At 42.3% G+C, this 13,259-nt stretch carries 11 protein-coding genes; 4 read left to right on the top strand and 7 right to left on the bottom strand.

The annotated features are described in order from the left end of the window. Window positions 1-1,683 carry a sensor domain-containing diguanylate cyclase gene (locus BM378_RS08670; RefSeq protein WP_074988996.1) on the top strand — a complete coding sequence of 561 codons (1,683 nt, stop codon included), beginning with the start codon at window positions 1-3 and terminating at the stop codon, window positions 1,681-1,683. On the opposite strand, the gene BM378_RS08665 is transcribed toward BM378_RS08670, so the two are convergent. The 5 genes from BM378_RS08665 to fucP form a co-directional block, all read right to left on the bottom strand. Then, entirely contained in the window at window positions 1,669-2,238 is a 570-nt protein-coding gene (locus tag BM378_RS08665) for a DUF2799 domain-containing protein (protein WP_083422892.1), read from the bottom strand. The genes BM378_RS08670 and BM378_RS08665 overlap by 15 nt on opposite strands. Window positions 2,239-2,420: 182 nt before the next feature. After that, window positions 2,421-4,325 carry a propionyl-CoA synthetase gene (locus tag BM378_RS08660; RefSeq protein ID WP_256213656.1) on the bottom strand — a complete coding sequence of 635 codons (1,905 nt, stop codon included), beginning with the start codon at window positions 4,323-4,325 and terminating at the stop codon, window positions 2,421-2,423. Window positions 4,326-4,582: 257 nt separating this feature from the next. Further along, window positions 4,583-4,963 (bottom strand): hypothetical protein, encoded by a 381-nt coding sequence (locus BM378_RS08655; protein ID WP_074988994.1) that lies wholly within the window; start codon window positions 4,961-4,963, stop codon window positions 4,583-4,585. Continuing rightward, window positions 4,960-5,361 carry a hypothetical protein gene (locus BM378_RS08650; protein ID WP_051501736.1) on the bottom strand — a complete coding sequence of 134 codons (402 nt, stop codon included), beginning with the start codon at window positions 5,359-5,361 and terminating at the stop codon, window positions 4,960-4,962. Before BM378_RS08650 ends, BM378_RS08655 begins: the two co-directional genes overlap by 4 nt. A 151-nt stretch (window positions 5,362-5,512) precedes the next feature. Further along, a complete protein-coding gene (gene fucP / locus BM378_RS08645) occupies window positions 5,513-6,793 on the bottom strand; it encodes an L-fucose:H+ symporter permease (RefSeq protein ID WP_036969114.1) in 1,281 nt (426 codons plus the stop codon). Window positions 6,794-6,946: 153 nt separating this feature from the next. Here fucP and BM378_RS08640 point away from each other — a divergent pair, with 153 nt between their 5' ends. After that, window positions 6,947-8,077 carry an ROK family transcriptional regulator gene (locus tag BM378_RS08640; protein WP_036966807.1) on the top strand — a complete coding sequence of 377 codons (1,131 nt, stop codon included), beginning with the start codon at window positions 6,947-6,949 and terminating at the stop codon, window positions 8,075-8,077. Between the two features lie 35 nt (window positions 8,078-8,112). On the opposite strand, the gene BM378_RS08635 is transcribed toward BM378_RS08640, so the two are convergent. Both BM378_RS08635 and BM378_RS08630 read right to left on the bottom strand, forming a co-directional pair. After that, the gene (locus tag BM378_RS08635; RefSeq protein ID WP_065978598.1) at window positions 8,113-10,152 is read right to left on the bottom strand and encodes a S9 family peptidase; all 2,040 of its coding nucleotides are present in this window, start codon (window positions 10,150-10,152) and stop codon (window positions 8,113-8,115) included. Between the two features lie 80 nt (window positions 10,153-10,232). After that, a complete protein-coding gene (locus tag BM378_RS08630) occupies window positions 10,233-11,465 on the bottom strand; it encodes a TMEM143 family protein (protein WP_074988993.1) in 1,233 nt (410 codons plus the stop codon). A gap of 235 nt (window positions 11,466-11,700) precedes the next feature. Here BM378_RS08630 and BM378_RS08625 point away from each other — a divergent pair, with 235 nt between their 5' ends. Both BM378_RS08625 and BM378_RS08620 read left to right on the top strand, forming a co-directional pair. Continuing rightward, window positions 11,701-12,609 (top strand): GGDEF domain-containing protein, encoded by a 909-nt coding sequence (locus BM378_RS08625; protein WP_177222581.1) that lies wholly within the window; start codon window positions 11,701-11,703, stop codon window positions 12,607-12,609. Between the two features lie 59 nt (window positions 12,610-12,668). Continuing rightward, on the top strand, window positions 12,669-13,253 hold the full coding sequence (locus BM378_RS08620) for a YqaA family protein (RefSeq protein WP_036966814.1): 585 nt from the start codon (window positions 12,669-12,671) through the stop codon (window positions 13,251-13,253). The last annotated feature ends 6 nt before the right edge of the window (window positions 13,254-13,259 follow it).

Genomic DNA, 13,259 nt, shown 5'->3' with positions numbered 1-13,259 from the left:
ATGGCATTTAGTAAAGGATACGAGGGGATCCAGTCGAAGCTCGGAATAGACATCGCCCAGCTTATACTTGATAGTAGCGATGCGGGGATATGGCTATGGAATATAAAAACAGGTGAAACCATTTTTAATGAAAAGTGGGCGACAATTATTGGTTATAGTTTAGCTGACTTACAGCCGGTCTCTATTGATACGTGGCTTGAGCATGCACACCCTGATGATCTCGAAAAATCGCATCGACACCTTCAAGCCCATTTTAGTGGCGAAACTGAGCGCTATATATGCGAAGTCAGAATGAAGCACAAAAAAGGGCACTGGATTAAAGTACTCGATAAAGGCCAAGTGCAAACATGGGATGAAGAGGGGGAGCCTGAATGGATGTTTGGCGTTCATATAGATATAACCAATCAGTGGCGAAAAGAGTGCGAAATAGAGTCTTTACATAACAAACTGCAAAAATTTACTGATAACTTACCGGGCCTTGTTTTTCAGTATGTAATAGATAAAAAAGGTCACGGTTCATTTCCTTTCACAACGTCAAAAGTAATAGAAATTTATGGTTGTACGTCAGATCAATTGAAAGAGTCTGATGCTTTTGCCATGCAGGTAATACACCCCGATGATCTGCCTCGTGTGTTGACAAGTATTGAGCGTTCGCGAGTTGAATTATGTGACTGGCATCAAATCTATCGGGTAAATCACCCAAAAAAAGGGCTCATATGGGTTGAAGGTAAATCGTCGCCTATTGCGCGCCATGATGGTTGTTTTGAGTGGAATGGTTACTTAGAAGATGTCAGTGAAGAAGTGACGAGTAATGAAAAAATAAAATTGTTAACCGCCGTCTTTTCAACCACCAGTCGAGGAATTTTAATTACAACCCCAGAGCCACGCATTGTCGATGTTAACCCCGCATTTGAACAAATAACCGGATACAGTAAATCTGAAGTGGTAGGCCAAAGTCCAGCGATACTTTCAGCTAAAAAACAAGGAAAAGAAGTGTACCAACAAATGTGGGCAACACTACTGAGTAAAGGTCGCTGGCAGGGGGAGGTGTGGAATAAGCGTAAATCGGGCGAAATTTTCCCAGAGCTGCTTTCTATCGATGCTTTATATGATGAAAAAGGATGTGTAAGTCATTACATAGGTGCTTTTGATGATATTTCGCTGGCAGTTGAAAAACGTCAATTATTAACTGAGCTGGTAAATCAAGACCCGCTTACTAAGTTACTTAATCGACGAGGGTTAGATATTCAGTTACGTGCAATCACGCAAAGTACAACGGCAAATAACCCTAAGTTTGCGTTAATTTACCTTGATCTTGATAACTTTAAATTGGTTAACGACACCTTTGGGCATGAACAAGGCGATAGTTTATTGCTTACGATTAGCCAGCAGATAGCGTTACAGCTACGTGAGCAAGATATTCTTGCACGCATAGGGGGTGATGAATTTGTGATTGTACTACCTAGTTTAGTAAAGCCTGAAGTATGCGAAGAAATTGCATTGCGTTGTCAAAAAGCGGTGGAAGTAATTGCAAAAAACTATGCCACTGCCCAGCCTGTCAGTGCAAGTTTTGGTATTGCGCTGTATCCGCATCATGGCAAAAATGTGAAAGAGTTGCTTACCATGGCTGATAAGCAAATGTATAAGATGAAATCGATACCAAAATCGTTACCATTCGGTTGATATTTCAACACTGGGCAGTTTATTGAGTAGCGGCAATAGCGCCCGTTCTTTGCGCAAGTCATTACGTTCATCTTCTAAACTTTTACGCTCATGGTAGAGGTTTTTACGCTGTTGATTATCGAGCTGATTACTGTTTAGTTCAGCACGAATAGTATGTAGCCGACGATCAATTTCTTCTATACGATCATCGATATCAATAAGTCGTTGCTGTACTTGGTAACGGTCGTTACCTTCTTGCCATGCTTTACGAAACGCAGTGCTGTTACACACGCCGTTATAAGGCATGCCTTGCATGGCCAACGTAAAGCCGTTTTCGGGTTCACAATACACATTGAGACCTTGATCATAACCCGATTTATATTCGTTTATGTCTGCACGCACGCCAAACTCACTGCATTGTGCTAACGCATTTACGCCATCTTGGTATTGGGTGCCATTAACACCATGTTGATAGCCAATGCCATACCAATTTGCTTGCAAACATTCATCTTTACTCAGTGATGTACAACCCGTTAAAACAACCAAAGGCAAAAGAGGGTAAAGCCATTTTTTCATGTGTTTAAGGCTCATAAAAATACGAAATAAGTTCAATAAGTTTAGCGTGTTATTCGTTTTTTGGGTACGTTTAGTTTTATTTTAAAGCAGCTTATTGTCGGTAGGGTAAATAATACATAGCGTGGCTTTTAATAGAGTATAAAGGCCTTATTAAAAGGCCTTTGGTAACATTACAAAAGCATTTAGCGATTGTTTAGTTGTTGGTTGATTTCGTCAAAAATAGAGGCGTCATCAATCGTAGATGGAATGTTTAATTCTTCCCCATCGACTAATTGACGAAGGTTTTTTCTAAGAATTTTCCCTGAACGTGTTTTAGGTAATCGTTCAACATGCAGAATATTTTTCAAACAGGCGATTGCGCCAATTTGATGCCTAACAGCGTGGATTAACTCTTTTTCAACCTCTTTGCTATCACCGAGGTAATCATCTTTTAGAACGATCATCGCCATTGGCAATTGCCCTTTTAGTGAATCACTTACACCAAAAACGGCACATTCAGCGACGGCAGGGTGAGCCGCGACAATTTCTTCCATTTCCCCAGTGGATAGGCGATGACCCGCAACATTAATCACATCATCGGTTCGGCCCATAATGAATAAATAGCCATCGTCATCAATATAACCCCCATCACCAGAGAGGTAATAACCAGGGTACTCACTCAAGTAACCCGCGTTAAAACGCGCGTCATTTTGCCAGATAGTGGGTAAACAACCCGGAGGTAAAGGCAGTTTTATTACAACCGCGCCGTTTTCATTTGGTGCGCAACGCTCACCATTCATATCTAAAATTTGCACATCGAAGCCCGGTGTGGGCACCGTTGAACTGCCAGGTTTTGTGCCTAGCTGCTCAATGCCAATTGGATTACAAGCAATGGCCCAGCCTGTTTCTGTTTGCCACCAATGATCTAGCACCGGTAATCCCGTGTGCTCTTTAAGCCACTCATACGTCGGAGGGTCAAGGCGTTCACCGGCTAAAAATAAGCGTTCTAACGAGGAGGTATCGTATTTTTTAAAGCCTTCGGCTGTCGGATCTTCTTTTTTGATAGCCCTAAATGCGGTAGGTGCACTGAATAACGCGGTTACCTTGTGCTCTTCTACCACCCGCCAAAATGCGCTGGCATCGGGCGTTCTAATGGGTTTGCCTTCATATAAAACGGTGGTACAGCGATAAATAAGAGGTGCATAGACGATGTATGAATGACCGACTACCCACCCGATATCGGAAGCCGCCCAAAAGACCTCGCCCGGCTTCATGCCATAAACCGTCTCCATGCTGTAATGCATTGCAACTGCATGCCCCCCGTTTTCTCTCACCACGCCTTTTGGCGTGCCTGTGGTACCTGAGGTATAAAGGATATAAAGTGGGTCATCCCCATTTACTGCGACAGGCTCTATAGGAGCGGCTGCATCGCTGGCTGATTGCCAGTCAATATCGCGACCTGCTTGCATATCGGCTTTTGCTTGTTCACGCTGGTAAATAATGCAGTGTTCAACGTGATGCTTTGCGGTTTCAAGGGCTTCATCAAGCAGTGGCTTATATTCAATGACATGATTGATTTCGACCCCACATGATGCGCTAAGCACAAGTTTAGGCTTTGCATCATCGATACGCACGGCAAGTTCGTGGGGTGCAAAACCACCAAAAACCACCGAGTGAATAGCTCCTAGTCGTGCACACGCTAACATGCCAATAACCGCTTCGGGGATCATCGGCATATAAATAACCACGCGATCGCCCTTACTCACGCCCAATGAATGCATTAGGCCTGCAAATGTTGCAACGCGATTTTGCAATTCTGAGTAGCTGATTTTTTGTTTTGTGTTTGTAACGGGTGAGTCGTAAATTAATGCTGTTTGTTCGCCGAAACCGGCATCTACATGCTGATCAAGTGCTAAATAACAGGTATTAAGCGTGCCATCGGCAAACCAATGATAAAAATTGTTTTCATCGTTTTGATACGGTGCGCTGGGGGCTTTAAACCACGCAATACGTTTACTTTGCTCAAGCCAAAACTGACCGGGATCGCGCTGAAACTGTTGATATTGTTGTTGATATTCGCCCGACATAAAGAGGCTCCTATACTTTATTTGTGAGAGATTTATATCCGCTCCCCTTGAAGATGCAATGTTAAGTGCTATCACGTGGGAGCGTGGATATTTAAAATGTAGGCGCTTTTTTGGTTAAATAATATGCGACCTTGGTCTGCACTTAATCAAGGCCTGAGAGGCGATAACAGGGTTGTTAGCAGTGTTTTAATCTTAATAATTTTTTAATTAATAAGGTTAAAGTGTTGGTGTTAATGCGTGTAAGAATAAGCGTGCTTGTTGCAGCATAAAGTGAAAAACTAATGTGGTTTTTTACTGCGTGGAGCACCCAGCAATATACCAATATGGCATAGACACACGGCGAGAAATGCACTGATCCCCAAAGCCCCACCATAGCCATTTAAAAGTGGCACAAGATACTCAAAAAGAAGAGAAAAAAGTAAGGCTGCAATGGTAATGGTAAAAATACCAAAGCGTTTAGGGGCACTCATGCCAATAAAAGTGCCGCCAAAAAACGCCACACTGTATAAATCAGCGTGAGGGGTGATATAAACCATCACACAGTAAGCAATAATTGTTAACGAGGCTGATGCACGAATGCCGTCAAAGCGATTTTGTTGTGCAAGAAGATAGGTGCCAAATGCGGCAAATATTGACAGTAAAATAATCGCGAGGTTCATAAAAACGCACTTTTCGTAAACATGTAAAGGGCCACACTGGCAAATGCGACACTGCCTAAGCGACCACCAAAACCAGCAAAAAGATTCATTGTCATGACATATAAGCTCGCACCAAAAAATGAAATTAAACCCAGTTCCCAGTAATTATTAATTAAACTTGATGAGCACATACCCGCAAAGCTGCCCGCATAAATAGCTGCATAGGGGTGAGATTTATACACGCGTGAAAAAGGAATAAAGGTGCCAATTAACCCAGTCCCAGCTGCGGCCACTACAATGGGAACAGTGAATTTATCGTGCAAAATGAAGCTTAAAAAGCAGCCACAAAAGAAACAAATATACTTAACTAAAAAAAAGCTGAAGTGATATGAAATGCGCTGAGTGCACAGTTTAGACATGTGGGGTTGTAAAGCGGACTTAAGCGATTTCATACTTACTTTTAGGTAGTTATAAAGGCGCTAATTTTCACATTTTATACTCATAAAGTACAATACGATAAGGCACTGATTTACGCTCAGCGCCTTATTTTTTATATCGTATTGTTACTACTTATTCGTGTTTATGTGTATTTTTGGTGCCCCGAGTATGGTGGCCATAAAGAGAGACAATTAAAAAGCACAGAAGAGGAATAATAAATGAGCTGGCCGTATCCAATGTATCAATTAATGTTGCTTGGAGTAACGGTAAAAATGCGCCCCCTAGAATCGCCATTACTAATCCTGCAGCGCCAATTTTTGCATCATCGCCGAGTCCCTCGAGTGCCGTGCCATAAATAGTCGGAAACATAAGCGATAAGCAGCCAGAAATACTCACAAGTGCCACCACTCCCAGTAAATTAACTTGAGTGATAACCAAAACACACAGTGCAGCTGCGACTAAAGCCATAATCCGCAGTAATTTAGCGCCACTCAAAAAACGCATGAGCCACGTCATAATAAACCTAGAAATTAAAAAGACGAGCATCGAATACTGTAGCACTTGACCCCCAGTGACTTCATTTGTTGTGAGTGCCTCCATGGTGTAACCAATAGTGTAGGTCCAGACACATGTTTGCGCTCCAACGTTAAAAAACTGCGCAACAACACCAAAACGATAATGCTTATTTTGATATAAGGTTTTAAAAGCGCTTGTTAAATTACGTGATGGAGTGTGGGTGTGCGTTATTGTTTTAGGAGATTTACTAAAAAAGATACACAGCCATAATAAGATTAAACAGCCCGCCATCCCCACGTAAGGCACCATTACTGCACTGAGCTCACTGCTCACAATCGCCTTTAATTGGCTTTCACTCATGAGTGCTCGGTGTGCGTTATCGGCCTGATTTAAACTGGGTAAAATTAACGTGGCGGCCAGAAATACACCGATATTGGTGCCCACTGGGTTGAATGCTTGCGCCAAATTTAGGCGGCGAGTGGCCGATTTTTCGCACCCTAGCTGCATTACATAAGGATTTGCAGAGGTTTCTAAAATAGATAATCCGCCAGCCAGAATAAATAAAGCAAGTAAAAAGTGGCTGTATAGCATTGTTTGGCTCGCCGGATAAAACAACAACGCGCCACATGCGGCCATGGCTAAACCAACCAGCAGACCTGTTTTGTAATTAAAACGACGATTAATTAGAGCCGCAGGCAACGCTAAGCAAAAATAAGCGCCATAGTAACTAAATTGCACCAATGCTGATTGCAGCGCACTCATCGAAAACGTTTTACTGAAAACCTTTACTAAAGGATCGGTCATGTTTGCTGCTGTACCCCATGCAGCGAAACAGGTGGCGAGCAAGATAAATGGCCATAGCATTTGGCGCGATACAATAGCTGATTGTGTTGGCATAGATCACCAGATTGTTGTGTTCATATTGTTGTGGCCGATAGTATTCACGACTCCAGATAATAAATCAACATAGTTGATTTATTATTTTAACTAGCGGATAGTATGGCAAAAAGGTCTAATAGGTGGGTCTTTAACCGTATTAAGAAGGATGCTATGAAGCGTAGTTTATTGCCGACAAGGCGAAGTAATAATGAACGAGCTATTTTGAGCTTGATTAGGCAATGTGAAACGCTGCCCAAAGCACAAATAGCGAAAGCGCTCTCGTTATCTGCACAAGCTGCTACGGTGAATATTAATAAGTTGGAAGAAGATAAATTATTGCTTCGTGATGCCCCTGTAAAAGGGCGAGTAGGGCAGCCAAGTGTGCCTTTTCGACTGAATCCTGATGGCGCTTTTAGCTTTGGTTTAAAGATTGGACGCCGACGTTTTGATTTGATTCTAATTGATTTACAAAGCACGCAAAGAGCCAGTGTATCCGTTGAGGTCAATGTGCCTAACATTGACGAACTCAAGGCTTTTTTGAAAACCAATATCCCACGGCTATTGCGAGAGTTAGGCTGTGACTTAAGCACGCGAGTATGTGGTTTAGGAGTGGCAATGCCTTTTGATATTTGGCATTGGCATGCTGAAAATCCTGAGCAACAAGCGCAATTACTTGAATGGCAACATTTCGATTTAAAAACGTATCTAGAAACTGAATTTGAGCTACCTGTTTACATCAGTAATGACAATAATGCGGCGTGCTGCGCAGAGCTCAGCCTAGGTAATCGTCAAAATTACAGTGATTTTTTATATGTTTATTTGGGCGCGTTTTTAGGTGGCGCGGTCGTGATTAACCGCCAGCTTCTTGAGGGGAAAAGTGGCAACGCGGGCGCAATTGGTTCAATGTTAAATGCTCAGCATGAACAGTTGCTTACGTTATGCTCGTTGCTAGAATTACAAAAACAGTTTGACGCTGCACAGTTAAATTTATCGGTGTATCAGCTTACAGATAGTCAATTTAAAGAACATTATGCCCTGATACTACCTTGGCTTAAAAAGGCGGCTGAGGCGATAAGTGTGGCAATGCATCACAGTTTAAGTTTATTAGATATGCAGGCTGTTGTTATCGACTCACCGTTACCAAAAGACGCATTGGATGTTGTAAGGCAATTAACACTTGAAGCATTTGCACGCTTAGACAGCAGAGGGCTGCGTCTGTGTGACGTTAGTGTTGGGGTCTGTGGTGAAAAAGCGCAGTCAATAGGCAGTGCTCAACTTGCGCTTAGTCATCATTATTTTTGAGCAGCAATGAGTCACCCCATTACTGCTCAAAATGATTATTTCTTATATTGATTAAACCACGCGAGCGTGTATTCAATTTTAGAAATCATGCGTGATGGACGACCCGCAATACCATGCGGTGAACCCGGAACACGTATTAGCACAGTATCGACCTTGCGTAGTTTTAAAGCTTGATAGAATTGCTCCGATTCAGAAATCGGTGTACGGCGGTCTTCTTCGCCAGTCATGATCAGTGAAGGTGTTGTCACATTTCCCACTAAAGACAGAGGCGAGCGTTGCCAATAGTGTTCAACATTATCCCACGGCATTCCTGGGAATTGGTTACGAATTTGACCAATGTAGCTGTCGGCTGTTAGCGTTTTACTTAACCAGTTGATAACCGGTTTTGTGATAGCAGCCGCATTAAAGCGATTTGTTAAACCCACCGCATACGCCGTTGCAATGCCGCCTGCTGAACCACCAGCAATGAACAAGTTGTCTTTATCAATAAAGCCTTTTTCAATCATGGCATCCACGGCGGTATTATGATCGGCAAAGTCTTCTTTTGAGCTGTATTTACCATCAAGAAGTAAGGCAAAGTCTTTACCGTAACTAGTTGAACCACGGTAATTTACATACACAACCACATAACCTTCAGCAGCATAGCGTTGCAGTTCGGCTGTAAAACTTGGGCCATAGGCTAAATGAGGACCACCGTGAATTTCAACCATCAGTGGGTACTGTTTGCTTTCGTCAAAGTCGGGCGGTGTGATGTACCAGCCTTGAATTGCTTGACCATCAAATTGTGATTTCACATTCAGTTCGTGCACTTTGCCCAGTTTTTTGTGGCCTAAAACGTCTTCGTTTAACGAGGTTAACGTTTTGTTTTTGCCTTTGTACAAGTAACCTAAATCAGCAGGGCGGTATTCACTGCCGGTCGTGTAGGCAATGGCACCATTGCGTGCCATGCTAAAGCTACCACTGACATATGGGCGACCTATTGAGGTGCCTGAGACCGTGTCGGTTAAATCGGTGACTTTACCGCGGCTTGATACTTTAGCAAGCTTGCGCTTACCGAAGTCATCATACTGAATAACAAAATCGCCATCACCAAACCATTTGAAGTCGGCCACTGAACGATCCAGCTTTTCTGTTAGGTGTTTTACTGACTTATCATCTAAGTCAAGCACCGACAGTGTCGAGTTTATGTAAGGCACGGGGGCGTTATCGCGGGCAATAAAGGCCAGCTCGTCTGCATCTTTAGCGTAATGAGGGTTACTTTCACGACCAGGAAGGTCTGTTAATTGCGTAAGTTCACCCGTTTTTACATTTATTTCGTATAAATCTGATTCAGTGGTGCGGTACTCCCACTCGTCATGGCGGTCTGAAGAAAAGACGACTTTGGTATTGGTTGGATCCCATGCTAATGGACCGCGGTGTTGGTAATTGCCCGACGTTAATTGGCGGGGTGTGCCACCCGAAACAGGAATCACAAATACATGGCGATAAGCGGGTTCTAAGAAACCGGCACCGTCGGCTTGGTAACGCGCTTTTTCAATTACTTTGACCGGTTTTGACCAATCGGCCCCTTTCGGTTTTTTTGGTAACTTAACCGATTTCGCAAACGCCGATTTACCTTCAGGAATGCTCATTGTAAAAGCAATGTGCTCAGCGTCATGTGACCACGTTAAGTCGCCTACTGATTTTGGTAATTGCGTTAACAGTGCTTGTTTGTCTTGTGCTAACCAGTAAACGTGTAATTGGTTTGAGCCACTTTTATTACTGGTGAACGCAATTTTTTGGCTGTCTGGCGACCACGTTGGCTGACTGTAATTGTGCTCATCAGAAAAAAGTGGAGTGTGTTGCCCTGATTTTAAATCGTAAAGCCAAAAGCTGCGTTTGTTACCATCTTTCATGATGTCGTAGCCACTTCGCACATAAACGATTTTTTTACCGTCAGGGCTTATTTGCGGGTCGCCCGCGTATTCAAGTTGGAAAATATCCTCAGAAACAAATTTGTCGTTCGCGTAAACCTGCGCTGTTGTTGCAGCACACAGCAAACTGGCCCCAATAATGATGTGTTTTTTTAATTGCATGTTAGCGTCTTTTTTTAGCCGTAAAATTTCATCCTAAAAGCTGACCATAAATCACGCAAGGACAATGAGATAAAGCAGCACTAACTGAAGTTGAAAAACGCATCCCAGCGTTTATCTAAGCGTTGTTTTGCTGTTTTTAAATCAACGGCAAGGTATTGACCCTTGTTTTCACTGACCAATTCAAGATTGACTAGTTTATTAATTGCATCGTCTATTTCAAAATCAACAGTGCAGTGGTGATTGTTGCTAAACCAAGTTTCAATGGTGTCATCGAGTTGCTTGGCAGTCATGGCTGCGTTTGCGTGCAGTAAAAAGGTGTAGGCTAGGAGTGCTTCTTTTACGTCTTCTTCTTCGGCCGCATCGACCAAGGTATGAAACACGCCTGCATTATTATCGAGGTTTTTAAAGTACAGGTTATCGGCTAAGGCTTTCATAAAGCGAATTTTACGGTTTTTAAATTTACTCCACTCTTTAAAGATAAAACTGCCGAACACCCCCATACCAATGGCAAAGGTGATAAAGTGCTGTTGGCTCATATGCACTTCTTCGCTGCGCCAGCCACCCCAAAATGCAAGCATGGCAATTAACAGTAAAATTGATGCGCCAAGCTTAGTAACAAGCACCACCGCTCCCCCGATAAGGGCTGATGAGCCAATAATGAGTTTATCAATGGGGCGCATTTTTACTTCGCTGTTTGGAAACAGCATTTCTAAATCGGCTTTGGGGACGTTTTGAAACAATTTGACGATTGTTGAACTAGGCTCAAAACCCACCGGCATGCGGCCTTTATCGATAAAGTATTGTTGGTCTTTAAAGCGGATGAAAACCGCAACCCGATCGTAATTAGTAAACGATATGTGCTTTTTCTTCAGCCCCGACCAGGTGCGTAACGTTTCGGTTTTTTGTGATTCGCCTCGGCGATAAAACACCACTTCAGCGAAGTCATCAAACTCGACTTCTAAACGCACTTTAAACAAAGACTCTTCGGTTAATGCCTCTTGTAAGTCTTGAGTCGTGATGGTTTCAAAATTAGCGGCATTGAGTACTGTGGCAAAGTGCTTAGCAAATTCGTTTTGGTACTTTCTGCGCGCCTCTTCATTAATCGACGTGAGTGAGCGAGTGTCTGAGTTAGGATCAAATGGCGCATAGCTATTTTTTAATGACTCAAGTAAGCCGTGATACTGATAATGAATAACACTTTGCAATAAGCTGCAAAACTCTAGAAATGAGGCACGGTGTTGCGCATCTAAATAATCATTGCATAAGGTGATAATGTCGTGCTTTCGAAAGGGAATAAAACGTGCGTTAGTCATTACATTGGGTATGAGTCGTTAGTGATGGCACAGATAATAAGAAAATATCGACTTGAATGCGACACATTATATCCTATGGTACTAATTTGGGTAATTTTATTACCCCTTATGTCTTGTTTTTAGATTAATTACTCCAGCCCAAATGCTGGTTTTTAGGTGAACAGGTGTAATTTTCTGTACATCTATTTACCCTTTGATACTGTTTGTTCACTTGCTGTAAATTGTAGTTATGCCTATGAATGAGACGATGATTCCTCTTGAGGGGAGTGCTAATTCTGCTCCTGCCCCGATATTTTTGAAGCAATTATTTATTAGCTTCTTTATTGTAACTCTGTTGTGTATTGTGGTGGGTTATTTATCAATTTTTAATCGTCTAGAAGTCAATATTTATATAAATGGCGTACTCTCTGATGTGATTAATTTATTGATCCTAATTTTTATCTTTTCATTTGTACAAACGTCGGCGGTTGCTAAGTTAAGTTACTTATTTTTGAGCAGTGGGATCTATTTATGGAGTATTGGCTTAACCTTCGACTTTCTTGATGAGCTGGTTTATCAACCGGTATGGATTGGTATTTATATCGAAGACATGTTTAGAACAATTGGCATGTTAGTCACCAGCTTTGGGTTGTTTTTGGCTTTGTCAGACTTAGCAAAAGCGCACAAAAACTTAGCCGAAGAGCTTAAAACAGATGTACTCACCAAAGCCTATAACCGCCGCTATTTTTACCATTTTGTTCAGTTAAACCAAACCAAAACACACAGCTTAGTTATTATCGATATTGATCACTTTAAAGCTATTAATGATGAACACGGTCATGATGTGGGCGATCAAGTCTTGATCGACTTTGTTTATCAGTGCCGACAACAGCTTGATCCGAGCATTTTATTTGCCCGCATAGGGGGAGAAGAGTTTGCGCTTTATATTCCCACAGATGATCTAAATGTGGTGCAAACGATATGTGAGCAGTTATTAGGTTTAGCAAATAATGTGATGATTTCACCCGGTAAAACGCTCAGTGTCAGTGCGGGATCAGCGATAAAAAGAGCAACCGAAACCTTTAGCAGCACCATGAAACGAGCCGATCAGGCGTTGTATCAAGCTAAAAATCAAGGACGTAGCCGCTATATCCACGCACCGTAAGCGACGGTTAATCATTTTTGCTGTAACCTTAAAAGCAACACGATTGTTAAGGATAAATGATGGGTATAGCAAAAAAGCTTAAGCAAAAAACACGGCAGTTTGTTGATTCTAAACATATGCTGAGATCAATCACGATCGCCTCGTTTTTAGAATCGACTATTGTGCCCATACCTCTAGAAGCGGTGCTTGTGCCACTTATGCAAGCGCGCCGCGAAAAGTTGTGGTTAATTGCGCTGATGGCGACAGTCGGGTGTATTATCGGTGCTGTATTTGGCTATGCGTTAGGGTATTACTTATTTGATGTAGTTGGGGATTGGGTTATCAATACCTTTTCAAACCCTGAGCAATTCGAGCAAGTGAAACAAAAGATGCAAGGTCAAGGATTTTGGTTTGTGTTGAGTCTTGGCATTATCCCCATTCCGTTTCAAATTGCGATGTTAGCCGCGGGGGCAACGAAGTTTTCGTTGGTGCTGTTTTTACTTGCGACCGTGATAGCACGCTCTATTCGATATTTTGGTTTAGCGCTTGTGGTGTATTACGCAGGTAATCATGCTGAACGCATTATTCAAAAGCATAAAACCAAAGCATTGGTAGGGCTGTCGATTTTAGTGTTACTACTTTGGTGGTTAAGTACGCTGATTTAATTTATT

The sequence above is a fragment of the Pseudoalteromonas lipolytica genome (genome assembly GCF_900116435.1).
GTDB lineage: Bacteria > Pseudomonadota > Gammaproteobacteria > Enterobacterales > Alteromonadaceae > Pseudoalteromonas > Pseudoalteromonas lipolytica.
This window is presented reverse-complemented; position numbering and strand designations above follow the sequence as displayed.

Excerpts from the sequence above, each read along its gene's own strand:
- BM378_RS08670 (WP_074988996.1), top strand. The coding sequence starts at position 1 with ATGGCATTTAGTAAAGGATACGAGGGGATCCAGTCGAAGCTCGGAATA.
- BM378_RS08665 (WP_083422892.1), bottom strand. The coding sequence starts at position 2,238 with ATGAAAAAATGGCTTTACCCTCTTTTGCCTTTGGTTGTTTTAACGGGT.
- BM378_RS08655 (WP_074988994.1), bottom strand. The coding sequence starts at position 4,963 with ATGAACCTCGCGATTATTTTACTGTCAATATTTGCCGCATTTGGCACC.
- BM378_RS08650 (WP_051501736.1), bottom strand. The coding sequence starts at position 5,361 with ATGTCTAAACTGTGCACTCAGCGCATTTCATATCACTTCAGCTTTTTT.
- fucP (WP_036969114.1), bottom strand. The coding sequence starts at position 6,793 with ATGCCAACACAATCAGCTATTGTATCGCGCCAAATGCTATGGCCATTT.
- BM378_RS08640 (WP_036966807.1), top strand. The coding sequence starts at position 6,947 with ATGAAGCGTAGTTTATTGCCGACAAGGCGAAGTAATAATGAACGAGCT.
- BM378_RS08635 (WP_065978598.1), bottom strand. The coding sequence starts at position 10,152 with ATGCAATTAAAAAAACACATCATTATTGGGGCCAGTTTGCTGTGTGCT.
- BM378_RS08630 (WP_074988993.1), bottom strand. The coding sequence starts at position 11,465 with ATGACTAACGCACGTTTTATTCCCTTTCGAAAGCACGACATTATCACC.
- BM378_RS08625 (WP_177222581.1), top strand. The coding sequence starts at position 11,701 with ATGAATGAGACGATGATTCCTCTTGAGGGGAGTGCTAATTCTGCTCCT.
- BM378_RS08620 (WP_036966814.1), top strand. The coding sequence starts at position 12,669 with ATGGGTATAGCAAAAAAGCTTAAGCAAAAAACACGGCAGTTTGTTGAT.